Raw genomic sequence first — 24,718 nt, 5'->3', positions numbered from 1 at the left:
AGCTAATCCTTTTTTCTCAATTTTTCCGGCAAAGCGCGAAGCGCCTCGACCACAAGCTGCATACGCGGTTTTTCGCCGCCGCCGCGCGAGCCTTTCACCATGACCACATCCCCCGGCACCAGAACCTCCGGTACAATCTGCGCCAGCTCCGCGCTGTCGTCCCTGTGCGCCCCGCGCTTTTCTTCCGGCAGCGCATTATACAGGTTTTTCATCAGCGGCCCCGACGTATACACAAACTGAACATCCGCGTTTTGTAAAGGCACAGCCATATCCGCGTGCAGCCTGGGCGCGTCCTTTCCCAGTTCGTACATGTCCCCCAAGACAGCAATCCGCCGCCCGCCGCGCCCCGGATCAATCAAGGCCAGGACCTTGAACGCCGCCCGCATCGCCACAGGAGAGGCGTTATAACTCTCGTCGATCAGCGTCACCGGATTGTCGGGATCCCCGATATCCAGATATTCCCGCCGTCCGCGCCCCGGCGGCGGCACAACCCCGGCCAGCGCCTTGGCCGCCTTTTTCAAATCGCAACCGCTCAATTTGACGGCGGCCAGAACACTTAAAGCGTTCGAGGCAATATGCCGTCCCGGCGCCTGAAGCGTCAAAACAATTTCCTCGCCCAGAACGCGCGCTTTCACCCGGGAGCCGTTGGCGGCGATCAGGCATTCCAGCATGCACACATCCGCCCGTTCGTCTTCGCCGAAACTGCAAACCCTGAGGCCGCGCGCCTTCGCCTTTTCCTCCAGAAACCCGAACCATTTGCAATCCCGCGGAAGGACGGCGGCCGCCCCCTCTTTCATGCCTTCGAAGATTTCGGCCTTGGCCTCCGCGATCCCTTCCTCGCCCTTTTCAAAACTTTCGATATGGACCGGCTGGATCGTTGTGATAATCGCAATATCGGGCCGCACCTGCCGGGTGAGCGGGACAATTTCCCCGCTGTGATTCATCCCCATTTCAAACACGCCAAAATCGCAGCCGGCATGCATCTGCGCCAGAGACAGCGGCACCCCCCAATGATTGTTGTAGCTTTTCCCGGAGGCATGGACCTGCCCGCACGCCCCGAAAGCCGCCGCCAGCATTTCCTTGGTGCCGGTCTTGCCGACGCTTCCGGTCACCCCGATTATTTTGGCCCCGCTGCGCGCGCGTGCGGCCCCGCCCAAATCCTGCAACGCCTTGAACGTGTCCTCCACAACAAGAAGCCGCCCCTCATCGACACCTTCCGGAATTCTGGACACGACCGCCGCCACAGCCCCTTTTTCCAGCGCAGCGGCGACATAAGCGTGCCCGTCCCCGTGATCTCCGGCCAGGGCGACAAACAAATCCCCTTCACACACGGTCCGGCTGTCGATCGACACGCCAAAGGCTTTCCAGTCCGCAGGCGCCCTGCCGCTTGTCGCGGATGCCGCTTCCTTCGCCGTCCAGATCACATTAGATGCACTCATATTCACTCCTTTAATCAAACCCTTTTCATCGCATTTTTGACTTCCTGCGTGTCGTCAAACTCTTCCCTGCGGTCCGAAAAAATCTGCCCCTGTTCGTGCCCTTTCCCCGCCACGACAAGAACGTCCCCTTCCTGCGCCTGTGAAACCGCCCATTCGATCGCTTCCTGCCGCCCGGCAATTTCCCTGGCCCCCGGCGCCGCCTCCAGAATTTCCTGCCGGATAAGGGCCGGATCCTCGCTGCGGGGATTGTCGTCCGTGACCACCACCAGATCCGCCAGATCCGACGCAATTTTCCCCATCATCGGACGCTTGCCCCGGTCCCGGTCCCCGCCGCAGCCGAAGAGACAAATCAACCGGCCCTTCGTATGGGGCCGCAGCGTCTTTAAAATCGTCTCCAGCGCCGCCGGTTTATGCGCGTAGTCCACGTAGACCGCAGCCCCTTTCGGATGCGCGGCCACAAGCTGCAGCCGCCCCGGGACGCCTTTCAGGTTTTCAAGCAAAGGAACGGCGTCTTCCGCCCCGGCGCCGCCCGCCATCAGGAGCCCCAGCGCACACAGCGCGTTCATCACCTGAAACTCACCCACCAGCGGCAATGTGACGTTATATTCCCGCCCCTGCACATCAAGGATAACAGCCTGCCCCCGCGGATCGGGCACGCAGCTTTTCAAAAGAATATCTTCCCCCGCTTTCCCGAAACCGATCGTTTTTTGCACGCAGCTTTTCAAAAGCCTTTGCCCGTATGCGTCGTCCGCATTGATAACGGCCGTCGCGTCCGGCGGTAAAATCTCCGTGAACAGCCTTTCCTTCGCGGAAAAATACGCCTCCATGTCCGCGTGATAATCCAAATGATCGCGGGAAAGGTTTGTAAAAGCGGCCAATGTCACCCTCACCCCGTCCAGACGATACTGATCCAGACCGTGAGAGGATGCCTCCATCGCCAGATGCGTAATCCCCGCAGCCGCAAGATCCGCAAGATCCGCGTAAAGCGCCACAGGATCCGGCGTGGTCAGGGAGCCGGGCCGGGTAAAGCCGGGCGCGCGCACCCCCAGCGTTCCCAAAGACGCACAGTTCTTTATGCCCGACAACGCCCAGAGCTGCTGCAAAAAGGAAACGGTAGAGGTCTTCCCGCTCGTTCCGCTAACGGCCGCGATATTTTCGGGTTGAAGGCGGTAAAATTTCGCCGCCGCCAGCGCAAAGGCCCTGCGCGGATTTTCGTCCGTGACCAGAATGACATCCGCATCTTCCGGCAAATTTTCCGGCAAAACCGTCCCTGACGGCGCAAGGATAGCGCACGCGCCGTTGGAAACGGCGGCAGAGATAAACTTCCGCCCGTCCGTTTTATGCCCCGGCAAAGCGGCAAACAGATATCCCTTCCCGGCGCTGCGGCTGTCTGCCGTCACGCCTTTGATCTCCATATCTTTTTCGCTGTCAACCAAATCAGTGAGACGCAAGTTTTCTCTCCTTCTCGATTTCCTTTTTCGATTTCACATACCGGCGCAAAGGGGCCGCCAGGTCTTCCCCTCCCTCTTCCGGCGCGATCCCCAAAACAGAGACAACGGATTCGATCACACGGCGCATGGGCGGCGCGGCCACCCATCCCCCCGTCGCGTAACCGTACGTTTCCGGAATGCCTTTCGGTTCATCCACCATCAAATAAATGCTGTAACGGGGCGCCGAAACGGGGAAAACGGCAAAGAACGAAGAGATAAGACTGTTACGATCATACCTGCCGTTTACATTTTTTTCCGCCGTGCCCGTCTTGCCGCCGACCTCATAGCCGGGCACATCCGCCTTCTTCCCGGTTCCGTCCGTCACCACAAGCCTTAACAACTGGCGCATCCTGTGCGCCGTTTGCGGCGAAACGATGCGCACATCGCTGGCATTTTTGTCTTTTTTGCGGCCCGGCCGACTTGTTTTCGACAAAACGAAGGTCGGACGCACCAAAATCCCGCCGTTTACAATGGACGAGGCCGCGCCGACAAGCTGAAGCGGCGACACCGCAATACCGTGCCCGAAAGAAGCCGTCAGGGTGTTGACCTCCCGCCATGGAGACGGCACCAGCGGTTTTCCGACCTCCGAAATTTCCATCTCCGGCGCGTTCATCAGCCCCAGATCGGACAGGAATTTTTTAAACCGCTCCGTCCCTATTTTTTCTCCCATCAGCGCCGAACCGATATTCGAAGAATACATGAAGACTTCCAGAACGCTCAAAGCCCTGTTTTGCGCATGGTAATCCCTGATCCTGAAGCGTCCTATTTTAATCGGACTGGACGCGTCAAAAGACTGCTCCAGCGAAGCGTTCGTTGTCTCCAGAAGCGCCGCCGTCGAGAAAATCTTGAAGGTCGATCCCGGCTCGTACACACCGAGCGTCGCGCGGTTAAAGGTATTTTCCCCCTCCGCCTCTCCGGCCTTGTGAGGATCGAAATCAGGCAAGGACACCGATGCGAGAACCTCTCCGCTGCGCACATCCATAATAATGCCCGCGCCGCCTTTCGCATGATGCTTTTGAACGGCGTCCAGAAGCTCCCGCCTTAAAACATGCTGGAGCCGGACGTCCAGACTCAAAGCCAGAGGCGCGCCGTTATCGCGCAGCAGATTATCGAAAGAGCGCTCGATACCGGCCAGACCCTTGCCGTCCACATTTGAAAAGCCTACAAGATGCGCCGCCAGATCCCCTTGCGGATACACGCGCTTGTCTTCCTCCCGGAACCCCAGACCCGGATTGCCCAGATAAAGGACGCGGTAATGGCTCTCCGGCGTCATGTTCCGCTTTATCCAGACAAACCGTTTATTGCTTTGCAGTTTTTGCAAAAGACTGCCGTAAGAAAGATCCGGAAAAATTTCGGCCAGTTCTTTCGAAAGAGCAGCCGGATCGGAAACAAGCGCAGGGTCCGCATAAAGAGAGACCGTCTTCAAAGACCTGGCGAGCAGCACGCCGTTGCGGTCCACGATATCCGCGCGCCGCTGTTTGCGCTTTTCAGGCGGCCGGTTTTCAAAGGAAGAAAACTGCAAATTCCGGTAGGCCTGCCCCTGAATGATGGAAAGGTCAAAGGCGCGGGCGGCGATCATGATATAGGCAAACACAAAAAAGGCGCTCACCAGCACAATACGGCCGCGCGCCTGATCCAGCACAGACCGGCGGGAGCCCGTCATTTGCAGGGTTTTGCGAAAAGGCAGGTTCATCGCCCCTCCCCTTTCACGCGCTCCTTGATTTCAAGGGAAACAGGGTGCCCGTAATCTTCCGGATTCATAAACGAAGGGGAAACAGGTTCCGGAATGGAGGCCGCGTCCTCCACCACCGTTTCGCCGCCAGGCCTGGACATTTGCAAATAATCCCGCGCAAGCGTTTCCAGGCGCTCCGGCCGGTTCAGGTAGTCCCATTCCGTTTCCAGCACGCGGATAAATTCCTCCTCCTGCATAACCGCGTGGCTCACGCGCGATCGCTTTCGTTCCGCCTGCTGGACGGACTGGCTGGTCCAGAACAGAAGAACACCGAAAACAACGGCCAGCGCCAAAGACAAAAAATTGGAAATGCGGAAAAACTTCATGCCGTTTCCTCCTTGCGCCAGACGGGATATTCGCTGCGGACAGCGCCGCGCAAATGCGCGCTGCGGGAACGGGGATTCTGCCGGATCTCGGCTTCGGAAGGCTCCACGGATTTGCGCGGAGACAAAAGGAAGGAAGGCTTTACAGGCGAAAGCCGGGAAGGAAGGTGCCGGGAGGGCCCGGCTTTTTTGCCGGCGCGCTCGTAAAGAAACGTTTTCACAAGACCGTCTTCCAGCGAATGGAAAGACACAACAACCAGACGCCCCCCCGGTTTGAGAAGACGTTCCGCCGCCAGAAGGCCGCGCTCCAGCTCGCCCAGTTCATCATTCACGGCGATGCGCAGCGCCTGAAAAGTCCGGGTGGCGGGATCTTTCTTGTCTTTGGCGGATTTTGGCAGAGCGGCGCGAATGATATCGGCCAGCTGCGCCGTCGTCTCCACAGGCCCCTCCGCCCGTGCCGCCACAATCCGGCGGGCGATCCGGCGGGACTTGCGTTCCTCGCCATAGGCGTAGATCAGATTTGCCAGATCCTCTTCCGCATATGTGTTCACGATATCCGCCGCCGTTTTTCCCTCCGGCGTCATCCGCATATCCAGAGGCCCGTCGGATTTAAAAGAAAAGCCGCGCGCAGGATCGTCAATCTGCATGGAAGACACCCCGACATCCAGAATGAAACCGTCGACTTTTTCATACCCGGCGGCGCAGACAAGCTCCAGCGCATCGCCGAAACACCCCTCCACAACAATCAGACGCTTTCCAAATTCGCTTTTAAGGGCTCCGGCCCGCGCAAGCGCTTCAGGATCCCGGTCAATCGCAATAACCGTGCAGTCCGCCGCCTCCAGAAAGGCGCGGCTATACCCCCCCGCGCCAAAAGTGCCGTCGACATAGACCTCTCCGTCACGCGGTTCCAAAACCGCCAGAACCTCGGAAAGCATAACGGGAATGTGGGGAGACTCAGCCATGCCGCCCCCCCTTCGGAATGGTCAGGTTTTTCTCTTTGACCCGTTGACGGGCGGCGGCTTTGCGCGCCTCGAGAGCTGCCGGTTCCCATATCTGGAATTTATGACCCAGCCCGACAAAAGCGGCCTGATCCCGCACACCAATAAAGGCCAGAAGGTCCCCGGGCAAAACGATCCGCCCGTCCCCGTCGAAAGAAAGCTGGAGAGCCTCCCCGAACACACTGGCAGACAAATCGTCCTGCGCATCGGAAAACAGGTCAAGCCCCTCGTCGAGACGGCGCGCCACCTCTTCCATATGAGACAGGGAAAATCCCTCCAGCGCCTTATGCCTGCCCGAGCAAAACAGAACGATCTCTTTGGCCCCCTGCGCCACAAGAGCCGCGCGAAACTGCGCAGGAACGGAAACCCGGCCCTTTTGATCGACTTTATTCACGTATGTAGACAAAAACAGCGCCATGCGCGCGAGGATCTCCTTAAAAAAAACACAAAACACGAAAAGACCGGAAACATCCGGTCTGTCATGGATATATATGGGATATCATGGGTTCCTATGGGTCGTCAATTTGCGCAAGCGCTGCACGGACGTTTGATACACAATAAAAAAACGAAATGGGACCTCCTGTCATTCCGGGCGCAGCGAAGGATGACAAAACCGGAGCTTTTTCGTAAAAAAAGGGGGTTAACGCGAAGGGCACAAAGGACATGAAGTCCGCGAAGGCGTCCCGGGAGCGCATTTCATTTTTTTGCCACGGAAGGCACGGGGGGCACGGAAGAGTCGTTATTCTAACCTGAACTATGAATAACTATCCTTGTATACCCGTACCTTAAATGTCATCCCCGCGCCCCCTTGTCATCCCCGCGCAGGCGGGGATCCAGAAAAACCAGACACTTGCTGGATGAGGCCGGTTTGTTTTCACCACGAAGCTCCAAAGCTTGCGAAGAAACACGAAGTCGTTGTTTGAAAAAGAAAAACTTCGTGAAACTTCATATCCTTTGTGCCATTCGTGTTATAGCGATTTGGGTTAGGAACCGGACGTTTTCTTATATCGTCAGTGCAGGAAAATGTCCGATTTTTAACGAAATGGGCTAGATTCCCCGACTTCAGGCCGCCTGCGCGGCCCCTCCCCCGGAATGACGGGAATATTCGTCTCTTATCCATAGTCAGGGTTAAGAAATTAAATTATCCCTTTTCCTCCTAAAAAAGAGGTTTCTTGCCAAAACTGCCCGGCCCGGAAGAATATTAAAAGTTATGAAAAATATGCGTTTTACTTTGTTTTTTACTAAGCTGTTGTTTTTATTAGAAAAATAATTGACACTCCTGTTTTTTTATGGCAAAAGACAGCATCACGCGACAAAATGATACTGTGTATGGGGATTACTGTTATGTTAACTGCATTATTTATTCTGATCTTATCAATCAATGGCGGACTGTATCTTGGAACCATTACCTATTCGACCTACAAGTCGGAAGAGATAGGAAAAGCCATCGACCACTTTCAACAAAAACGGCCTTTTTCCGGCGAACTGGTCCGGCAATTTGGAAATACGGCCAAACAAAAAGGGCGTTTTATAAATAACTGCCTTATGAATCTGGCCCGGGCCGCCTAGCTGGCAAAGGCGGGCGGCGCTGAGATCCTTCGCCTTCGGCTCAGGATGACAAAATCGGTCAGAGGGCCTGTAAGCCGGGTTCTGTTCCGTCTTCGCCCTGCTTGCGCAACGCGCCGGCGGAGATAGCCATTCATCTGGGGCGTTTGTTACCAAAAACCTCTAGCGATCTACCCGGGCTGCGGATCGGAAACAATCCATATGCAGCCCCTATTTGATCTTGCTTCCGGCGGGGTTTACCATGCCGTCTTTGTTGCCAAAGACGCGGTGCGCTCTTACCGCACCCTTTCAGCCTTGCCTGTGACCGTAAGGCCCATCGGCGGTTTCCTCTCTGCTGCACTTTCCGTCAGGTCGCCCTGCCCGGGCATTACCCGGCACCGTGTTTCCGTGAAGCCCGGACTTTCCTCCCGGCAAAGGCAAAAGCCCTTGCAAAGCGGCTATCCGGCCCTCTGACCGGAAAGAGGTATATCACCAAGTTCCCTAAACATGCAAATGCCCGGCAAGAAGCGCATAAAGGCGCGTGCGGGTCAGGCCCGTGACTTCTCCCGCGCGCCCTTCCGAAAAAGCCTCCGGCACGAAATGCCGCTGGAACGCCAGCAGGTTGGCCTCGAACGCCTCACGGGGATCGTAACCAAAATCGGACAAAGCCCGCGCCATCATCAGCCCCGCCCCCCTGACCACATCGTCGTCGGAAGGCCTGGGCCACGCCCCGATGCCGCTTTTTGCGAGCCGTTCCCACGGGAAAAGCTCCCCGGGGTCCGTTTTGCGCGCCGGCGCGATATCCGCATGCGCCAAAACAGATTTTTTATCCATTTCGATACGGCTCGTAATGTCTTTGCAAAGGGCCGTCAGGCTTTGGATTTGCGCCTGCGGGAAAGCGCGATACCCCCACTCATGCCCCGGATTGACCAGCTCTATCCCGATGGAGTGGCTGTTTATATCCGTGGCGCCCATCCAATAGGCCCGCCCCGCGTGCCAGGCCCGTTTTTCCTCCGCCACATGCCGGTAAACCGTTCCGTCCTCGTCAATGGTGTAATGTGCGCTTACCTTGCTGCCGGGATCCGTAAGGCGCGCCAGCGCCGCCTGCGCGTCCGGCATACCCGTATAGTGCAAAATAATGAAAGAAGGGCCGACCCCGCCCGCGCGCTCGTCGAAATTGGGCGAAGGCCTGGAAACAAGGGAAAGGCTCATGGCGCCGTCTTTTCCTCATGGACCAGCGAAAGCAAGACCAGTCCCGCAATCCAGAAGACAACAATGCTCATCATGCCGGCCTGCTGATTGTCGAAAAAGACCGTGGCCCAGCCATAGGCAAGCGGCCCCAGAAAACTCACCGACTTGCCCGTAAACGCATAGAGGCCGTAAGTCTGCGTCACCATCCCCGGCGGAGCCAGCCGCCCGGCCAGTGTCCGGCTGGCCGCCTGAACCGGTCCGATAAAAATCCCCAGCGCAAAGGCCAGCCACGTGAACGTCTCTTTATCGGCGATAAACAGAATGGAAAGCCCGCAGAGAATCAGGCCGCAAAGCGATAAAATCGCGGTCGGTTTGGAGCCGAACCAGTCATCCAGAGAGGCAAACAAAAAAGCCCCTGTCCCGGCCGCCACGTTCAACCCGATCGCAAAAATGATAATCTCCTGAAAATCCATCCCGAACTGCCCGGCGGCATAAACCCCGCCAATAGCAAAAAGCGTGACCAGCCCGTCCCTGTAAACGGCGCTGGCAATCAGGAACAGGAGAATATTCCGGTGCGTGCGGATTTCCCTCGCGGAGGCAACCAGTTGCCCCCACCCCGCCCTGAAAGACTGGATAAAACTGAGGGGACTCCGCTCCACATCGTGGGTAAAGAGGAAAAACGGAATCGCAAAGACGCCGAACCAAAGCGCCGTTAAGGGACCGCTGGCGCGGATATTGGCGCTGTCCGCCCCTGAAACGGGCAAAAAGGGCTCGATCTCGCCAATCCCGACAAGCCCGAACAGGCAAAGAGCCAAAGCCAGAAGACCGCCCATATACCCCATCGCCCAGCCCCAGCCGGAAATCCGGCCGATCATGTGGGGCGGCGCGATATGAATCAACATGGCATTGTAAAAAACCTGCCCCAGTTCAAACCCGATATTGGCGACAACAACGCAAGCCAGCACAAAAAAGACGTTTGACGGCGTGTCGTCCGGCTGCGCAAAAAACAAAAGCGCCGTGGGCACGATGCAAAGCAGGGACAAGAAGAAAACCCAGCGCTTGCGCGCGCCGGAATGGTCCGCCACCGCGCCCATCAGAGGCCCGAAAAAAGCGATGAACACGCCGGAAAGCCCGATCGCGAAACTCCATTGCGCCGCGCCGAGCGTTTCGTCCCCGATCATCCCGCGCGTAAAAAACACGCTGAAAACAAAGGTGATAATCACCGTCCCGAAAGCCGTGTTCGCCCAGTCATACAGGCACCAGCAAAAGATGGAGCGCCTGCTGCCCTCCGGGGAAAGAGACTGTGGGGTGGAATCCGTCATAAGATCATTGTACGTTGTAACTTTTTCAAAACAACAGCGAATTATCGGGTATGAAACCTCTATTTTCCCTGATGATCGTCCTTTTATCGGCAGGACTTTGGACAAACAGCGCGAAAGGAATGGACGTGGCCGACACGATCGCAAATGAAAAACCTGAAAACGCCCCTTACGCCTCTTTGGCGGGCGGGTGCTTCTGGTGCCTGGAAAGCGAATTCAGGGCCCTTAGGGGCGTTTTATATACCCGCTCCGGCTATGAAGGCGGGGATCTGGAGCATCCCGCCTACCGCGACGTCACCACCGGGAAAACAGGCCATGCCGAGACGGTGGAAGTGTATTACGACCCCGCCTTGATCTCATACCGGCAAATCCTCGATTTCTTCCTGCGCAAGGCCCACGACCCCACCCAGAAAGACCGGCAGGGCGTCGATGTCGGACCGCAATACCGCTCTGCCATTTTTTATCACGACGACACGCAAAAACAGATCGCCGAGGAGGCTATCAAGGCCGCGGAAAAAGACAAGGTCTGGCCAAAGAAAATCGTGACAACCCTGGAACCACACACGCAGTTCTGGGAAGCGGAAGGATACCACCAGCAATATTACGAGAAATATGAGGCCGAAAAAGGCCGCCCGCATATCCGCGTTTTAATGAAAAAGGCGAAGAAAAATTCCCGCTGAAAAAGCCGCAAAAAAGCCTGTCGCTCTGAGCGAAGAAAGGTATCTCGCGATATCGGCAAATCAGGGATCCTTCGCTGCGCTCAGGATGACAAAGCCGGGGCTTTTTCGTAAAAAAAAAGGGGGGTAACACGAAGGGCACAAAGGACATGAAGTCCGCGAAAATATCGCGGGAGCGCCTTCAAAAAAAACGAAACTTTATCCAATTCCCGACTTCTAGAGCATTATCTCTTTAGGTTGCCCCACCTTTTTTTTCGTCATCGCCTGAATTGGCGAAGCCAATTCGGGGAATGACAGCGGAAGAATGTTGGGTCTACCGAAAAGAGAAGTGCTCTAAGGTATTGAAAAACAAAAAAGTCGAAACCCTGTTTCTAAAACGGGGTCCATCGCATATGCTCCAAAATCCCATAGACCCCGCATTAAATGCGGGGTTTCGGTTTTAAAAGAAAAAGAAGAAAAAAGAAGTCGGAAATGGGGTTAAGGAAAGAACGGAATATCACCAGCGGAAAAGATGCCCTCGATTTATCGCCCGCTCAAACATTAGAGTTCTCTCAAAATTTAGCGAGCGCGTCGGGCCAAACTCCTCTTTGGGGCCCTGCTCTGTAACACACTCATGCCACGGCGCGTTCTGTATTGCCACCCGCGCCTCTGCCGCGTCCTTAAAAGCCCTCAAGCTTGTAAATTCAAATGGTACAGGGTTGGAAAACGTTGTTGTACCCCTGGCAAGCCTTGCCCCCTCATATCTTTCACCGCTGGGAGTCCTGGTATTATCAAAAAACACCCAGTACAAGTTTTCCCTGGGCTTATTAAGCGTATGTGTAATCATTATACTATCAACCTTTCCAGCCTGTGAGCCGCAACATATTACCGAAAATACAATTGTTGTTTTATAATAAAGAAAATATATGTCAATCCCCCCGCATAAAAGCCGCCGGCCCTTTCACCGGCAGACATATTTTCCGGCGGAGCCTGTAGAAAGCTTTGCAAAGCCCGGACCTTTCCGGTAGAAATTTCGGGTTATGACGCAAAACCTTGCCTACACGGATGAAATCGCGCGGGAAACCTCGCCCGTCCGCAACCTGCTCGAAAAACAGTATGACGAAAAATACTGGCAAAGCATTGCGCCTTATATTCATGAAATCAACCGGCTGAAACGCGAAAAAAATGCGGTTTTGCTTGCCCATAATTATATGACCCCGGACATCTTTTTCGGCGTGGGCGACATCACCGGAGACTCCCTGCAACTGGCGCGCGAAGCCGCCAAAACGGATGCGGATATCATCGTCCAGTGCGGCGTGCATTTCATGGCGGAAACGGCCAAAATTCTGTGCCCGGAAAAAACGGTTCTCATTCCGGACCCCAAGGCCGGCTGTTCCCTGGCAGACGCCATCACGGGCGAGGACGTCCGCCGGCTCAAAGAGAAGCATCCCGGCGTGCCGGTCATCACGTACGTGAACACCTCCGCCGAAGTGAAAGCGGAAAGCGATGTGTGCTGCACCTCGGCCAACGCGCTCCAGATTGTCGAGGCGCTGGGACGTGAAGGGCACAAACGCGTCATCATGACGCCGGATAAATTCCTGTCGCAAAACGTGGCCGCCCAAACGGATATCGAAATTATCTTCTGGGAAGGCACCTGCGTGGTGCATGAAAAATTCACCGCTGAAGACGTGCGGAAATTCCACGCCCAATATGACGATATCGCGGTCCTGGCCCATCCGGAATGCCCGCCGGAGGTCATTCAGCAGGCGGACTATACCGGCTCCACCTCCCAGATGGACGCCTATCTCAAGGAAAACAAACCGGCCCGCGCCGCCCTGATGACGGAATGCTCGATGAGCGATAATGTGGCTGCTGCCAACCCCGACATAGAAATGATCGGCACCTGCCAGATGTGCCCTTACATGAAAATGATTACCCTGCCGAAAATCCTCTCCTCTTTGCAAAACATGACGCATGAAGTGACGATTGACGCTGAAATCGCCGCCCGCGCGCGAAAACCTATCGAGCGGATGCTGGAGCTGAGCAAATAAGGAGAAAGCCAAACCCATGAAAACCGCTTTCCGTCTTTTACCGCTCGCCGCCCTGATTTTCGCTTTCTTCCTTGCCGCCCCTGCCCGCGCAGAGGAAAAGGAATCCGTCTATGAGCGCGTCATGCGCACGGGCGTTCTGCGGTGCGGATTTATCCCGTGGCCGCCCGGATTCGAGATCGACCCGAACACAAACGAAGTCAAGGGCCCTACGAAGGACCTCTTTCAAAGCATCATAGAATTAACAGGCTGGAAAGTGGAATTTGTTCAAACGGCTCTTGGAAATGTCCCGCTTGATCTAAAGACTGAAAAAATAGACGCGATGTGTGCGGACGGCCCATGGACGATTACCAATATCAAACTCGTCGACTACACGACGCCTGCCGTGTATTCCCCCGTTCTCGTTTATATACGCGCCGGGGAAACGCGTTTTTCTTCCTACGCCGACCTGAACAGTGAAGACGTATCCTTTGCAGGAATCGACGGGGATATCAGCATCGATCTTGCAAAGTTACGGTTTCCCAAGGCAAAGTTGCAAACACTTATCAATCTGACCGATCCGGCCCTTATGATGATGGAGGTCGCTTCCGGCAAGGCAGACGCCGTAATCCTAGACCCTGTTACAGCGGAGAATTACATGAAAAACAACCCCGCCAAAATGCGCCCCTTTCCGGTGAAGGAGCCGCTGGCCACTTATCCTGCCGGCATGTCGGTCAAACGGGGGGAATCCCTCCTGCAGCAAACGCTGAGCCGTGCAACTGAAATGGCAATCAATATCGGACTGGCAGACCAGAAAATAGATCTGTACGATCCGGCACGTAAAACAATTTATTCCCCCGCCAAACCATACGAACTGCCGGAGTGAAAAATGAGCCTGTCCCCGCTTATGATTGAAAAGGCCGTGCGCGCGGCGCTCGAAGAAGATATGGGCCACGGGCACGACATCACGACAGACAGCCTGATCCCCTCCGGCGCCACAGGCCGGGCCGTTCTGCGCACACGGGAAGACGGCGTTCTGGCAGGCCTGCCGGTCGGCCTGTCCGCTTTCACGCTGCTCAATCCGGCCTGCGAAATAACATCGCTGAAACAGGATGGAAATTTTCTCGGCGCCGGCGAAAACATCGCCGCTATAGAAGGTCCGGCGCGTTCGATTTTAACGGCGGAGCGGGTGGCCCTGAATTTCATTTCGCACCTGTCCGGCATCGCCACGAAAACCTGCCGGTATGTTCAGGCCATTGAAGGAACGGACGCGGCCATTTCCTGCACGCGCAAAACGCTGCCCGGGCTGCGCGCTTTTCAAAAATATGCCGTGCGCTGCGGCGGAGGCGTCAATCACCGCTTCGGGCTGGACGACGCCATCCTGATTAAAGACAACCATATCGCGCTGGCGGGCGGAATTTCCGCAGCTTTGGACCGCGCCTTCGAACATGCCGGCCATACCGTTAAAATCGAAATCGAGGTCGATACGCTTCCCCAACTGGAAGAGGTTCTGGCGCATGGCGGCGCAGACATCGTCATGCTCGATAATTTCACGCTGGAAGACATGGCCGAAGCCGTGGATATCGCAGAAGGCGCCCTGACGCTTGAAGCCTCCGGCGGCGTGACCCTCGACACGGTGCGCGGCATGGCGGAAACGGGCGTGGATCTAATTTCCGTCGGCGCCCTGACCCATTCGGTCAAAGCCCTCGATATCGGTCTGGACATCGATCTTTAACACAAACCTGAAAGGGAAAACCTGATGAAAATATTGCTTTTCGCGGCGCTGGTGCCTTTGTTTGCCTCCCTGCCCGTCATGGCGCAAGAGCACATTTCCGTCTTAACGGAAGACTCCATTCAGGCGTTCGTCGATGACTCTGCCGCGCTCACAGACCCGGATAACGGCATGAGCGACGAGGATATCCGTTCTTTTCTGGACACCCACCTGAAAGCGGACGGCGCATATAAAAGCGTCATTACCTATGAAATTCCCGGCTACCCGCCGCAGGCGCGGCAAGTGTCCCTGAACAAGGAAGACTTTATCCAAAACGTCATCGAAGGCCGGAACGCTCTTGAAGATTACGCGGCGGATGTCAGGATCAACAGCACCGAAATCGAAAAAGACGGGCAGCAGGCAAACATCCGGACACGCACAACGGAAACGGGCCGCATGCCTTTTCAGGACGGCGCCATGGTCCCCTTTGAAGGAACCTCCATCTGCACGCAGGGCCTGTCCCTGAACCCGCAAGGGCAGGTCGTGCTCTCAACGGCCGACTGCCGGACAACGATTACGATTCTGGAAGACTGATTACTGGATATATAAAAATACGATATGGGTCAGCGCGAAAATATAATACCCGCCAAGCTGGTAGGATGTATCGATCGCCACGGCTTCAAACGGATACCCCGTATATAACGCCCCCATAAGCGCCGGCGGCATGGCAAAAGCCACCCAGAGCAAACAGGCCAGGGCGAAATATCCCGCCGGATTGTTTATCCCCAGAAAATGGGCCATGAAAGCGTAAAAACAGGCCGTCAACAGCCACAGAAAAAAAGAAGCAACATACGGCCACGGCGTAAGCTTCGTGCTGTCCACGCCCCTGACCTCCCGCCACTTGTTCCCCATAACCTTGGGATGGTACCAGAGAATCCCCAGTAAAAAGGCCAGAACGCCCGACAACAAAAACGCAAAGAAATTGATTTCGATGTTAAGAAACATACCTACCCCCTTCGAGACACCATGAGTTTTTTTATTTCAGCAACTGATTTCGCAGGATTTAAATCTTTCGGACATGCATTGGTGCAATTCATGATCGTGTGACACCGGTACAGCCTGAAAGAATCTTCAAGCTGATCCAGACGCTCTCCGGTCGCTTCATCCCGGCTGTCCGTTATCCAGCGCCACGCATTGAGCAAAATGGCCGGCCCCATAAATTTGTCGCTGTTCCACCAATAGCTGGGACAGGATGTGGAGCAGCAAAAACAAAGAATGCACGCCGCCGGACCATGCCCGTCTTCGCCGTTCAGCATTTCCGATTCTTCCGCGCTTTGGAGACGCTCCCGCGTTGGCGCCGGGCTGTCCGTTTTCATCCATGGCTCGATAGAGGCATATTGCGCATAAGCAAAATTAAGATCGGGCACCAGATCCTTTACCACCGGCATATGCGGCAAAGGCGTAATCCTGGCGTCACCGCTAATCTCGTCAATCGGTTTGAGACAGGCCAGCGTATTGCGCCCATCGATATTCATCGCGCAGGACCCGCAAATCCCCTCGCGGCAGGAACGCCGGAACGTCAGGGAACTGTCGATTTTGTCCTTCACGTGGATCAGCGCATCCAGCACCATCGGCCCGCATTTATCCAGATCCACCGTATATTCATCCAGACGCGGATTGTCGTCGTCTTCCGGATCCCACCGGTAGATTTTAAACGTCTTTTTACGCGCCGCGCCTTGCGCCGCATCGTATTTTTTGCCTTTTTTGATTTTTGAATTCTTCGGAAGGGTAAACTCAGCCATAAAAAATGCCTTTTGTTTTTGCTTACACAAAAGTACAGGCAAATTCGGAATTTGTGAAGGCGGAAGTTACCAGTTATTCATTCTCGTAACGCAGCGCCGGTTCATGCGCAAGATTGACCGTATGATGCCGGTCGTTGCTGGCCGCATGCGTCCTGATCGCCACTTCGCTCCACCCTGCTTTGCCAAGCTCAATATCCTGCAGCGGCACATCCGGGATATAACCGCCATGCGCGGCCACATCAAACCCTTTTGCAGGAGTCATATCGTGCTTCATACCGACAGGCCGCCAGTCGTAAGGATGGCCGGAGCGGAAATGTTCCGGGCTTTTGGGCCTGAGTTTCAGGTCATCCGGAGCGTGATGCGGGTGTTTATCGACCGCCCCCTCCATCGCCATCACCCTGATATGGGCCTCCCAATGGCTTCCGCAGGGATTTAGCTCCAGAAGTTCGACAAGCAAGGAAGAGTTTTGTTCCAGAACCGGCGCGCAACGGGAAAGCGCCTCCCGAACAGCTTCCTGCGAATCCGGCCCCTGCCCCATATAAAAAAGCATCTCGTTCATGATATGCCTGCTTTCCGATCCCTGAATGAAGGCAAGCATACAACAACCCGCCCTCTTCCACAATCAAAGGCGCATTTAATGTACGGAAAAGGGATAATGATGATGATAGTCATAGCCATGAAGATGCTCCAAATGAGAATGAAAGGGGTTTCTGGCGATCGGCAACGTCCTCAAATTAAGCCCTGCCATATCCCGCAACCCCCAAAATATAGGCCACTCAGAGGGCGTGAGGACCTGCCTTCCCCCCCGCCCCGCGACCTGCATAGGCACGCGGAACCGCACCTCCTGCCCCGTCCCGCGGGTCATCCGCCCTGCCTGCCCCGAAGACTCCTGCGGTCTTTCTTTCGACGCGCCGCGGCGCGCCGGAGATGCCTGCGCTCCGCGAACGCTTTTGTCACCGGACCGCGCAGGCGGAACGAACATCGCCGTGCATGTCGCCATCCATGTGCCATCGGGATTTTTTGTAACTTTAACCGCGGTGATAACAACCCGGCCTCCGGGCTCACCCACCGCTGCATGCGCTAACGCGCCTGCCTGCGCACCTGCCGCCGCCGCACCGGCGCTCTGCGCGAACACCCCCGCTGTATAAGACATGGGGCCTCTCTTTCCGTTCACTCGTAAAATGAACCCAGAGCTACTCGCTATACCGTGCAGCGTAATAGCTGTTAATATTATGTCAAGAGAAAATCCTTCTTTTGTCCGACTTATCCACAGAAATATGTGGAGCTGGTGTTTCGTAAAACAAGCGGGTAAGAGGAAAATGTGTTTTTTTATTTTCCCGTTTTATTTACCTAAAATTTTAACAGAAAAACCGTGAAGAAAACGCACTTTAACGGTATAATTAAAGGACGTACAAATACGTTTTTCTATAACGCTTCCTGTTCACACGTTTTAACTTCCGAAAATAAAAGCTCATGCCAAATTTCAAAATTTTTATGTTCTGCCTTGCCGCCGCCGGATTTGCGGCCCTGCCTTCCGTCGCCCGGGCGCAGGATTTTTTGCCGCCTACTTCGACAACGGTGGAACTCGGTGACTCGGTCCTTGCGACACATCCGATGCTGCGCCTCACCCCGGAAAAATCGGAACTGCTCCGGCTGGACCGGGACGCCATAAGCGTCGTTGTCGGCAATCCCGCGCATCTCAGCGTCATGATGGACACGCCCCGCCTGCTTGTTCTGGTCCCGCGCGCACCCGGCGCAACCCACTTCACAGTCCTGGACAAAAAAGGCGAGATCGTTATGCAGCGTCATGTCATTGTGGCCGCGCCGAAAGAAAACTACATCCGTGTCCGCCGAAGCTGCGCCAATGCGGCCCAGGACTCGGGCTGCCGCGCAACAAGCGTTTATTTCTGTCCCGATATGTGTCATGAAATAAATGTGACCCAGATGGGAGAAGAAACAGAGCAAACGGATTCCCCTGAAGAAGCCCCTTCTTCCGGTGCATCGGGCGCCTCCACATCTTCTCCTGCCGCCAGCACCCCCCCGCTTGAGGAACAAACGGAATAGGGCGCTCCCTTTTAACAAACAACAGATTCACATACGAAAAACCGACATCATGCCTTCTTCATTCTTTCCCAAAAAATCTTTCTGCCTCTGCCTTATGGTATCGGCCCTGGCCCTGGGCGCCTGCGAAACCACAACAACAAGTGAAGAGCGCCCGAAACCGTCACCGGAACAGACGGAAAACAGGATTAATTCCGCCATTGAAAAAGCATTGCAGGATGCAGAAAATCGTGGAAATAAACAGGAGAGCCTCCTGCTGCTGGAACAAATTTACAAACGTAATTCGGCAGATCCGGTGGTCGCGGCCCGCTTTGCAAGGGCCTTGCGCGAAGACGAACAACTGAACAAGGCCCGCCTTGTTCTAAAACCGCACACAACGGGCAAGAAAGCCCACCCGGATACCTTAACGGAAATGGCCATGGTCCATTTGGGATTGGGAGACTACCAGTCAGCGGAAGAAACGGCCCGTGAATCCATTGCCCTGAACCCGGACCAGGGGCGGGCTTTTCTCGCGCTGGGAACGGCGCTGGACGCCCAGAACCGCCATGAACAGGCCGAAGAAGCCTTCCGGCAGGGTTTAAGCCACTGGAAAGGCGACCCCGCCCCCATCCTGAACAACCTGGCGCTCAATCTGGCCTCGCAGGGAAACCTGAAAGAATCTCTCAATGTCCTTGAAAAAGCGCGCAGCCTCTCGCCCAGACGCATGGAAATCGAACGCAATTACCGGATTATTTCCACCCTGTATGAAACGTCTTCGGGGCAAAGCAGAAGATCTTTTGCGCCGCCGCCCCCTGCGCCATCCCATAAGCCGGACGCACCTGAAAGCCTGAAAAACAAAATCGTGATTCCCGCGCCGGCAACCGAAAAGGTTGAAAACGCCGAAGTCGAAAAAGTCGAAAAAGAAACGCTGGAAGAAATTCAAAATCTGGAAGAACCGGCCGCACCGGCACAAACGTCTCCGTCCCCCAAAAAACGCCGTCTCAACGATTAACCGCCGCCGATCCCTGCCGCCGACGCGCTGATCCCGGCCGGGCCAAGGATGACAATAAAAAGCGCGGGCAAAAAGAACAAAATCATCGGCACCGTGAGTTTGGGCGGCAAAGAGGCGGCTTTTTGCTCAGCCTTGGCCATGCGTATGTCGCGCAGCTCATCCGCCATGACGCGCAGCGCCTGCGAAACGGACGTCCCGTATTGCTCCGCCTGTATCAGCGCCGTGGCAAAGGATTTCCCATACCCGCCGACACGCCGGCCAAAATCGCTCAAGGCCGCACGACGGTCGCTGAGCATCGCCATTTCCGCACTCAGGATACCAAGCTCTTCCGCCAAAACAGGCGCATGTTCGGACACTTCTTCCGCCACCCTCTCGACGGTCTGCTCCAGACCGATGCCGCCCTGAACACAAATCAGCATCATATCCAGCGAGTCGGGAAAAGAGATATTCAGCTCTTCCTGACGCTTGATGCCCTGATTTTTCACAAGCAGGCGCGGCAAAAAGAAACCGGTAAAAATAGCGCCAACCAAAATTATCATCGTCATACTGTTGGAGACTTCTTTTTCGGCAGCCGAAATAAACAGCATTGAAAAAGCGACAAAAATAATCGGCAGAATAATTTGCGCCAGGATATAAAAGATCGGCGCCATCGGATTTCGAATACCGGCCACAAGCAATTGCGTCCTGATTTTTTCGCCAAGCTCCCCCGCCAGCTTCTGAACCTTGAAAAAGGTTGCCACGGAGTCTTTTGCCGAAACGGATTTCTGCCCCTTATTCTCAAGCTCCTGCCGTGTGGTGTCGAAAAGGGTTTTCCGGCGCTTTTCGATCACATCCTTATAGCGCGCCTTCTGCTCTCCCCGTTGCAGAAAAGGCAGGGCAAAAGCGGCAAAAGACAGCGCGGCGGCAAGCGCGCTGACAACCACAATAATTAAATCGCTCGTAATCCCGAACATAGCCTACACCTTAAAGTTAATCATCTGGCGCATCACGAGAACGCCGATAAACATCCATGTAAGAGCGCTCCCCAGCAAAACTTTCCCCGTGGGGTCCGTAAACAAAAGCCTGATATATTCCGGGTTGATAAAATACATCCCCAGGGCAACAACGCAGGGAAGCGCCCCGATAATCATGGCAGAGGCCTTGGCCTCCGAAGACAGCGCCTCCACTTTCCGCCTGAGACGAAAACGCGCGCGAATGACCGTCGCCAGATTTTCAAGAATTTCAGACAGGCTCGATCCCGTTTGCGCCTGAATGGCCACGGCCGTTGCAAACATCTGCATTTCAGGCAGCGGCATGCGCCGCCCGGCCGCCAGAACGGCTTCGGCCAGCGGCACCCCGATTTTCTGCTGATCGAACACGCGGTCCATTTCTTCCCCGAGCGGACCGGAAAATTCCCGCGCGACCATCTTGATCGCTTCGCTGACCGGCATACCGGCTTTTAAAAGCCGCGTCATGGACTCCAGCGCATCGGCAAAATCCGCCATGAATTTTTTCTGGCGGCTTTTCGCGCTCATCCGTAAAAACAAACGCGGCACCCCGAAGAAAAAAATAATGGCCACCATCGTCACAAGAAACACGGACAGACCGGCGACATAGGCCACTAATGTCGCCACAACGGAAAGGAGAAGAGAGCCCGTCCAGAATTTCCTGGTTGAAAACCTGTAGCCCGCCTGCTCGATGGAATCGGCAAGCTTGTTCCTTTTCTCCGCAGAGTCTTCGCTCCCGCCTTCTTTCAGCTTTCTGGCAAGATCCGCACGGCGGCGATTTTGATCCGACCCTTTTTTTCCTTTCTTGAAAGACGCCCCCCCGCCGATAACATTTAAAACCCGCTTGCGCTTTTCCGCTTTTGTATTGAAATGCATCGCGGCGGCCATGCCAACGACAAGCAAAAAAATCAGTCCGATGATAACGGCGGAAAGCATATCAGTCGTAAGCCTCCTCCATGGCGTCGAGCACCATTTTCTCCACGCCGAACTGACGCGCATTGTCCCAGAATTTCGGACGCATGCCGGAAGACCTGATTTCGGTAATCAGCTTCCCGTTTTCATCCTCCCCGAGAAATTCCAGCTTGAAAAGGTCCTGCATCGTCACGACCTCTCCTTCCATGCCGGTAATCTCGGAAACATGCGTCACCTTCCGGGACCCGTCCCGCAAGCGCTGCACCTGGATAATGACGTTCACCGCCGAGGCAATCTGTTCCCGCACGGCAATGGTCGGCAAATTCATCCCCCCCATCGCAATCATGTTTTCCATACGGGAAATGGCCTCGCGCGGATTGTTCGCGTGCACCGTTCCCATGGAACCGTCATGCCCCGTATTCATGGCCTGCAAAAGATCGAACGCTTCCGGCCCCCGCACCTCCCCCACGATAATCCGTTCCGGGCGCATCCGCAGGCAGTTCTTCACCAGATCCCGCATGGTAATTTCCCCCACGCCCTCCAGGTTCGGCGGACGGGTTTCAAGCCGCACCACGTGAGGCTGCTGAAGCTGGAGTTCGCACGCATCCTCGCATGTGATAATCCGCTCCCCCTGTTCGATATATTTGGTCACGCAGTTGAGCATTGTCGTCTTGCCGGACCCCGTTCCGCCGGAGACAAGAACATTCACGCGGCAACGCCCGATCGCCATAATCAGCTTGGCGCAGCTCGGCGACATCGACCCGAACTCCAACAGTTTTTCAAGCGTCAGCTTGTCCTTTTTGAATTTACGGATGGTCATGCAGGCGCCGTCAACGGCCAGCGGCGGGATAATAACGTTGACCCGCGACCCGTCCGGCAAACGCGCATCGCAAATAGGGGACGCTTCATCGACCCGCCGCCCGATCGCGCCCACAATGCGCTGGCATATGGTCGTCAGATGCTGGTTATCCCGAAAATCGACTTTCGCTTTTTCAATTTTTCCATTGACCTCGATATAGGTCGTCTCCGCCCCGTTAATCATGATATCGGCGATATCATCGCGGGACAAAAGCTCTTCCAGCGGACCAAACCCCAACATATCGTCGCCGCATTCCCTGGCGATTTTGGAAAGTTCGGACGGCGTTAAATCAAGATTTCGAAAACGGGAAATCTCCTCGACGGCGCTGCGCACTTCCTCGCGCGCTTCTTCGGTTTTCATCCGCGCCAGCGCCTTCAAGTCAATCCCATCCCGCAAATCCAGCCAGATCCGGTTACGGGCGCGTTTCAGCCGCATGGACGTCACCGCATCGGCCGCATCGTGGAATTTGTCGGCGACATCTTCCTCTTCTTCTTCCAAAGAGAACGCGTCATCCTCAAATTCTTTGGGAGGCCCGGCCTGTTTCTTTTCGCTTTTGGCAGGTTTCTCTTTTGAAGAAACATCTTCTTTGACGTCTTTTGTGTCTTTGGGTTCTGTTTTTTCGGCTTCGGGCGCAGGGGCCTCCTCCGCTACCTCTTCCTTTTTCAGGGGCGGCGGTTTTTTCGGCGGCGTGGCGGAGCCTGATTGTTTTTTCCCAAACATTTTATTTTTTCAGCTTGCCGATAAACTGCCCCAAAAAGCCCGAAGTTTCCGCTTTTTCGTCTGAGCCTTCCCCCTTGGCGACAATAAGCTTGCGCGCAAGCGGCAAAAGAGTTTCAACAATCTGCATCCCCGCTTTATCCGACGTAATCTGCTTTCCTTCGCTTTCCAGACCAAGGAAAAGCTTCGGATCAAAAGGCACCAAAACGGAAGGATCGCGGTCCAGCGCCGCCTTGATATCCGCCTTCGGCACTTCTTTCCCGGGAGCCATGCCCTGCATGTTTAAAATCAGTTCCAGACCGCCGTCCGAACCGTCCCGCAGGGCCTTGACTTCGGCAAAGAGACTCCGCGCCGCCCGCAAAGAGGCCAGGGTCGGCGTCGACACAACAATCAATTCATGCACGCGGTTAATAATCGTCCGCTTCAAGGACGGGATAGAGCCGGATAGATCCACCAGCACGACAGGATACAGTGCCATCACCATATCCAGAAGCGCTTCATATTGCTGGGCCTGCACAGACGGCTCCAGCATGGACTCGCTCCCGCTCGCCAAAACGCTGAGTTTGTCATTGGCAGAAAACAGCATGCGTTTGAGGGTATCTTCATCTTCCGTTACGGCCGCGCGCACCGCTTCGTGCAAAGAGCCGCTCGGCTCAAACCCCATGCCAACGCCCAGAGAAGACCAGCCTCCCGCAGCGTCCAGCAGAAAGGTCTTTTCCCCCAGCTTTTCAGAAACGCCCAGAGCCAGCGCCTGCGCCAGAACGGAAGCGCCGACACCGCCTTTGGAACCGATCACGCCGATCAGCCGGCTGCCGCTGGCCCCAAGCTGGCACACAAGCGCCTTCGCGACAACTTCGCTCAAAACATCTTTCGGCACCGGCCGCACCAGATAATCGCTTACCCCCATGGAGGTAAGGCTCCGGTAAAGATTGACATCATTCACCGGACCGATCACAACCGCGTTCGTGCCTTCCGCACAATAGCGCGACAGCGTTTCCAGATGCGCAATAAAGCTCTCATCCGTGGTGTCCGTTTCGATAATGACCAGCGCAGGCGACTGGGAAAGCTGGTATTCCTTAATGGCGGATTCAACACCCCCTTCACGGACATTCACATTCACGCGGGCGAAGCGCCAGTCTTTCCCCATCTCTTTCGCAGACTCGGTCGTCTCCGCATCACGGATAAACAAATCCACTCCCGCAGAAGGAAGAAGGATATCCGTTTCTTTGTTAACCTGCTCACTCATACCTTTTTTGCCCCGTGTTTTTCATTCACACGAAAGCTTCCCCCTCTCTTTTTATTCGCCAGAGATCTCTTCGCGACCAAAAACCTCCAGCTCGGACCTCACACGCTCCGGATCGACCGTTCTGTGAACCTCCACGATACTTGTCGCCCGGCGCGCATCGGCGCTGCCTGTCGTTTCTTTTCCACGCAAATCGCCGGGACGCGATATCTGGCGCGCCAGCATGGTTTCAACGCCGCACCCGAAACGGTATCCGTTAATATCCCGCGACGTATTATGATCTCTCAGTGCGGGCATTTCACCGCAATCCGACGGCGCCTGCGCGTGAACGGTATCAAAGGACACCATCAAAACGGGCTCCTCCCCCTCAACGGGCATCGTCGCCGTTTTGACGTTTACAATACCCTTTTGAGCCAACGTCCTGTTGATCCTTGCAAGTTCCGAAACGGCCTTCATCGACGTGAAGGATTTCGATTTCGGGTTATAGGTCATGGTCAGATCTATCGGCCCGTCTCCATACCGGTCGTACTGCGCCGCCAGAGACGACAAATAGCCGTCATCCACCCCGGACAGGGGAACCTGTTCCATGCTGGTCTGACTTACCAGTTCCGCGCGGGACGTATTCATCATGGACGGGGTGCTCTGGTGGATGCACCCTCCCAAAACGAGGCATCCCGTCAAGGCCGTCAAAAATATTTTTGTTTTTTCCATCTTCC

Annotated in this window: 25 protein-coding genes and 1 other RNA gene; 8 read left to right on the top strand and 18 right to left on the bottom strand. The window is 55.4% G+C overall.

Going from position 1 to position 24,718, the window contains the following annotated elements:
- Positions 1-2 precede the first annotated feature (2 nt).
- From murF to H6853_04515, 6 genes are read right to left on the bottom strand one after another with little or no spacing between them, the layout of a single operon-like run.
- Entirely contained in the window at positions 3-1,439 is a 1,437-nt protein-coding gene (murF, locus tag H6853_04540; GenBank protein USO04535.1) for a UDP-N-acetylmuramoyl-tripeptide--D-alanyl-D-alanine ligase, read from the bottom strand.
- 14 nt (positions 1,440-1,453) lie between these two features.
- Positions 1,454-2,854: a UDP-N-acetylmuramoyl-L-alanyl-D-glutamate--2,6-diaminopimelate ligase gene (locus H6853_04535; GenBank protein ID USO04603.1), complete on the bottom strand. Its 1,401-nt coding sequence runs from the start codon at positions 2,852-2,854 to the stop codon at positions 1,454-1,456.
- A gap of 22 nt (positions 2,855-2,876) precedes the next feature.
- Complete coding sequence (locus H6853_04530) at positions 2,877-4,622, bottom strand: penicillin-binding protein 2 (GenBank protein ID USO04534.1); 1,746 nt, start codon at positions 4,620-4,622, stop codon at positions 2,877-2,879.
- Positions 4,619-4,987 carry a hypothetical protein gene (locus H6853_04525; protein USO04533.1) on the bottom strand — a complete coding sequence of 123 codons (369 nt, stop codon included), beginning with the start codon at positions 4,985-4,987 and terminating at the stop codon, positions 4,619-4,621. Before H6853_04525 ends, H6853_04530 begins: the two co-directional genes overlap by 4 nt.
- Positions 4,984-5,946, bottom strand: a complete 963-nt coding sequence (gene rsmH / locus H6853_04520) for a 16S rRNA (cytosine(1402)-N(4))-methyltransferase RsmH (protein USO04532.1) — start codon at positions 5,944-5,946, stop codon at positions 4,984-4,986. Before rsmH ends, H6853_04525 begins: the two co-directional genes overlap by 4 nt.
- Entirely contained in the window at positions 5,939-6,400 is a 462-nt protein-coding gene (locus H6853_04515; protein ID USO04531.1) for a division/cell wall cluster transcriptional repressor MraZ, read from the bottom strand. The genes rsmH and H6853_04515 overlap by 8 nt, the downstream gene beginning before the upstream one ends.
- Before the next feature lie 926 nt (positions 6,401-7,326).
- On the opposite strand from H6853_04515, the gene H6853_04510 reads away from it, so the two are divergent.
- Positions 7,327-7,551, top strand: coding sequence for a hypothetical protein (locus H6853_04510; GenBank protein USO04530.1), 225 nt, complete (start codon positions 7,327-7,329; stop codon positions 7,549-7,551).
- A gap of 54 nt (positions 7,552-7,605) precedes the next feature.
- On the opposite strand, the gene rnpB is transcribed toward H6853_04510, so the two are convergent.
- The 3 genes from rnpB to H6853_04495 form a co-directional block, all read right to left on the bottom strand.
- Positions 7,606-8,001, bottom strand: an RNA gene (gene rnpB / locus H6853_04505) — RNase P RNA component class A.
- 27 nt (positions 8,002-8,028) lie between these two features.
- Entirely contained in the window at positions 8,029-8,739 is a 711-nt protein-coding gene (locus H6853_04500) for an N-acetylmuramoyl-L-alanine amidase (GenBank protein ID USO04529.1), read from the bottom strand.
- Positions 8,736-10,040: an MFS transporter gene (locus H6853_04495; protein USO04528.1), complete on the bottom strand. Its 1,305-nt coding sequence runs from the start codon at positions 10,038-10,040 to the stop codon at positions 8,736-8,738. Before H6853_04495 ends, H6853_04500 begins: the two co-directional genes overlap by 4 nt.
- Positions 10,041-10,159: 119 nt before the next feature.
- Between H6853_04495 and msrA the strand changes: the two genes are divergently transcribed.
- The 5 genes from msrA (at position 10,160) to H6853_04470 (ending at position 15,025) form a co-directional block, all read left to right on the top strand.
- Complete coding sequence (gene msrA / locus H6853_04490; protein USO04602.1) at positions 10,160-10,717, top strand: peptide-methionine (S)-S-oxide reductase MsrA; 558 nt, start codon at positions 10,160-10,162, stop codon at positions 10,715-10,717.
- 1,016 nt (positions 10,718-11,733) lie between these two features.
- Positions 11,734-12,744: a quinolinate synthase NadA gene (gene nadA / locus H6853_04485; GenBank protein USO04527.1), complete on the top strand. Its 1,011-nt coding sequence runs from the start codon at positions 11,734-11,736 to the stop codon at positions 12,742-12,744.
- A 16-nt stretch (positions 12,745-12,760) separates the two neighbouring features.
- A complete protein-coding gene (locus H6853_04480; protein ID USO04526.1) occupies positions 12,761-13,606 on the top strand; it encodes a transporter substrate-binding domain-containing protein in 846 nt (281 codons plus the stop codon).
- A 3-nt stretch (positions 13,607-13,609) separates the two neighbouring features.
- Positions 13,610-14,455, top strand: coding sequence for a carboxylating nicotinate-nucleotide diphosphorylase (gene nadC / locus H6853_04475; protein USO04525.1), 846 nt, complete (start codon positions 13,610-13,612; stop codon positions 14,453-14,455).
- A 24-nt stretch (positions 14,456-14,479) separates the two neighbouring features.
- Positions 14,480-15,025: a hypothetical protein gene (locus H6853_04470; GenBank protein USO04524.1), complete on the top strand. Its 546-nt coding sequence runs from the start codon at positions 14,480-14,482 to the stop codon at positions 15,023-15,025.
- On the opposite strand, the gene H6853_04465 is transcribed toward H6853_04470, so the two are convergent.
- The 4 genes from H6853_04465 to H6853_04450 form a co-directional block, all read right to left on the bottom strand.
- On the bottom strand, positions 15,026-15,436 hold the full coding sequence (locus H6853_04465) for a DUF1761 domain-containing protein (GenBank protein USO04523.1): 411 nt from the start codon (positions 15,434-15,436) through the stop codon (positions 15,026-15,028).
- A 2-nt stretch (positions 15,437-15,438) separates the two neighbouring features.
- A complete protein-coding gene (locus tag H6853_04460; protein ID USO04522.1) occupies positions 15,439-16,233 on the bottom strand; it encodes a succinate dehydrogenase iron-sulfur subunit in 795 nt (264 codons plus the stop codon).
- Between the two features lie 73 nt (positions 16,234-16,306).
- Positions 16,307-16,831 carry a hypothetical protein gene (locus H6853_04455; protein ID USO04521.1) on the bottom strand — a complete coding sequence of 175 codons (525 nt, stop codon included), beginning with the start codon at positions 16,829-16,831 and terminating at the stop codon, positions 16,307-16,309.
- A 36-nt stretch (positions 16,832-16,867) separates the two neighbouring features.
- Positions 16,868-17,386: a hypothetical protein gene (locus H6853_04450; GenBank protein USO04520.1), complete on the bottom strand. Its 519-nt coding sequence runs from the start codon at positions 17,384-17,386 to the stop codon at positions 16,868-16,870.
- Positions 17,387-17,706: 320 nt separating this feature from the next.
- Between H6853_04450 and H6853_04445 the strand changes: the two genes are divergently transcribed.
- On the top strand, positions 17,707-18,297 hold the full coding sequence (locus H6853_04445; GenBank protein ID USO04519.1) for a pilus assembly protein N-terminal domain-containing protein: 591 nt from the start codon (positions 17,707-17,709) through the stop codon (positions 18,295-18,297).
- Positions 18,298-18,346: 49 nt separating this feature from the next.
- The gene (locus tag H6853_04440; GenBank protein USO04518.1) at positions 18,347-19,285 is read left to right on the top strand and encodes a tetratricopeptide repeat protein; all 939 of its coding nucleotides are present in this window, start codon (positions 18,347-18,349) and stop codon (positions 19,283-19,285) included.
- Here the strand turns inward: H6853_04440 and H6853_04435 are convergent.
- The 5 genes from H6853_04435 to H6853_04415 are packed head-to-tail and all read right to left on the bottom strand — an operon-like array spanning position 19,282 to position 24,713.
- Positions 19,282-20,238 (bottom strand): type II secretion system F family protein, encoded by a 957-nt coding sequence (locus H6853_04435; GenBank protein USO04517.1) that lies wholly within the window; start codon positions 20,236-20,238, stop codon positions 19,282-19,284. The genes H6853_04440 and H6853_04435 overlap by 4 nt on opposite strands.
- 3 nt (positions 20,239-20,241) lie before the next feature.
- The gene (locus H6853_04430; GenBank protein USO04516.1) at positions 20,242-21,207 is read right to left on the bottom strand and encodes a type II secretion system F family protein; all 966 of its coding nucleotides are present in this window, start codon (positions 21,205-21,207) and stop codon (positions 20,242-20,244) included.
- A gap of 1 nt (position 21,208) precedes the next feature.
- Positions 21,209-22,762: a CpaF family protein gene (locus H6853_04425; GenBank protein ID USO04515.1), complete on the bottom strand. Its 1,554-nt coding sequence runs from the start codon at positions 22,760-22,762 to the stop codon at positions 21,209-21,211.
- A gap of 1 nt (position 22,763) precedes the next feature.
- Entirely contained in the window at positions 22,764-24,005 is a 1,242-nt protein-coding gene (locus H6853_04420; GenBank protein ID USO04514.1) for an AAA family ATPase, read from the bottom strand.
- Positions 24,006-24,056: 51 nt separating this feature from the next.
- Positions 24,057-24,713 carry a hypothetical protein gene (locus tag H6853_04415; protein USO04513.1) on the bottom strand — a complete coding sequence of 219 codons (657 nt, stop codon included), beginning with the start codon at positions 24,711-24,713 and terminating at the stop codon, positions 24,057-24,059.
- Positions 24,714-24,718 lie beyond the last annotated feature (5 nt).

Source organism: Rhodospirillales bacterium, assembly GCA_023898765.1.
Taxonomy (GTDB): domain Bacteria; phylum Pseudomonadota; class Alphaproteobacteria; order Micavibrionales; family Micavibrionaceae.
The sequence above is the reverse complement of the archived record's forward strand: the minus strand, read 5'-3'. Positions and strand labels throughout refer to the sequence as shown.

Bases quoted from the DNA above. Each gene is read 5' to 3' on its own strand.
- murF (USO04535.1), bottom strand. From the start codon at position 1,439: ATGAGTGCATCTAATGTGATCTGGACGGCGAAGGAAGCGGCATCCGCG.
- H6853_04535 (USO04603.1), bottom strand. From the start codon at position 2,854: ATGGAGATCAAAGGCGTGACGGCAGACAGCCGCAGCGCCGGGAAGGGA.
- H6853_04530 (USO04534.1), bottom strand. From the start codon at position 4,622: ATGAACCTGCCTTTTCGCAAAACCCTGCAAATGACGGGCTCCCGCCGG.
- H6853_04525 (USO04533.1), bottom strand. From the start codon at position 4,987: ATGAAGTTTTTCCGCATTTCCAATTTTTTGTCTTTGGCGCTGGCCGTT.
- rsmH (USO04532.1), bottom strand. From the start codon at position 5,946: ATGGCTGAGTCTCCCCACATTCCCGTTATGCTTTCCGAGGTTCTGGCG.
- H6853_04515 (USO04531.1), bottom strand. From the start codon at position 6,400: ATGGCGCTGTTTTTGTCTACATACGTGAATAAAGTCGATCAAAAGGGC.
- H6853_04510 (USO04530.1), top strand. From the start codon at position 7,327: ATGTTAACTGCATTATTTATTCTGATCTTATCAATCAATGGCGGACTG.
- H6853_04500 (USO04529.1), bottom strand. From the start codon at position 8,739: ATGAGCCTTTCCCTTGTTTCCAGGCCTTCGCCCAATTTCGACGAGCGC.
- H6853_04495 (USO04528.1), bottom strand. From the start codon at position 10,040: ATGACGGATTCCACCCCACAGTCTCTTTCCCCGGAGGGCAGCAGGCGC.
- msrA (USO04602.1), top strand. From the start codon at position 10,160: ATGGACGTGGCCGACACGATCGCAAATGAAAAACCTGAAAACGCCCCT.
- nadA (USO04527.1), top strand. From the start codon at position 11,734: ATGACGCAAAACCTTGCCTACACGGATGAAATCGCGCGGGAAACCTCG.
- H6853_04480 (USO04526.1), top strand. From the start codon at position 12,761: ATGAAAACCGCTTTCCGTCTTTTACCGCTCGCCGCCCTGATTTTCGCT.
- nadC (USO04525.1), top strand. From the start codon at position 13,610: ATGAGCCTGTCCCCGCTTATGATTGAAAAGGCCGTGCGCGCGGCGCTC.
- H6853_04470 (USO04524.1), top strand. From the start codon at position 14,480: ATGAAAATATTGCTTTTCGCGGCGCTGGTGCCTTTGTTTGCCTCCCTG.
- H6853_04465 (USO04523.1), bottom strand. From the start codon at position 15,436: ATGTTTCTTAACATCGAAATCAATTTCTTTGCGTTTTTGTTGTCGGGC.
- H6853_04460 (USO04522.1), bottom strand. From the start codon at position 16,233: ATGGCTGAGTTTACCCTTCCGAAGAATTCAAAAATCAAAAAAGGCAAA.
- H6853_04455 (USO04521.1), bottom strand. From the start codon at position 16,831: ATGCTTGCCTTCATTCAGGGATCGGAAAGCAGGCATATCATGAACGAG.
- H6853_04450 (USO04520.1), bottom strand. From the start codon at position 17,386: ATGTCTTATACAGCGGGGGTGTTCGCGCAGAGCGCCGGTGCGGCGGCG.
- H6853_04445 (USO04519.1), top strand. From the start codon at position 17,707: ATGCCAAATTTCAAAATTTTTATGTTCTGCCTTGCCGCCGCCGGATTT.
- H6853_04440 (USO04518.1), top strand. From the start codon at position 18,347: ATGCCTTCTTCATTCTTTCCCAAAAAATCTTTCTGCCTCTGCCTTATG.
- H6853_04435 (USO04517.1), bottom strand. From the start codon at position 20,238: ATGTTCGGGATTACGAGCGATTTAATTATTGTGGTTGTCAGCGCGCTT.
- H6853_04430 (USO04516.1), bottom strand. From the start codon at position 21,207: ATGCTTTCCGCCGTTATCATCGGACTGATTTTTTTGCTTGTCGTTGGC.
- H6853_04425 (USO04515.1), bottom strand. From the start codon at position 22,762: ATGTTTGGGAAAAAACAATCAGGCTCCGCCACGCCGCCGAAAAAACCG.
- H6853_04420 (USO04514.1), bottom strand. From the start codon at position 24,005: ATGAGTGAGCAGGTTAACAAAGAAACGGATATCCTTCTTCCTTCTGCG.
- H6853_04415 (USO04513.1), bottom strand. From the start codon at position 24,713: ATGGAAAAAACAAAAATATTTTTGACGGCCTTGACGGGATGCCTCGTT.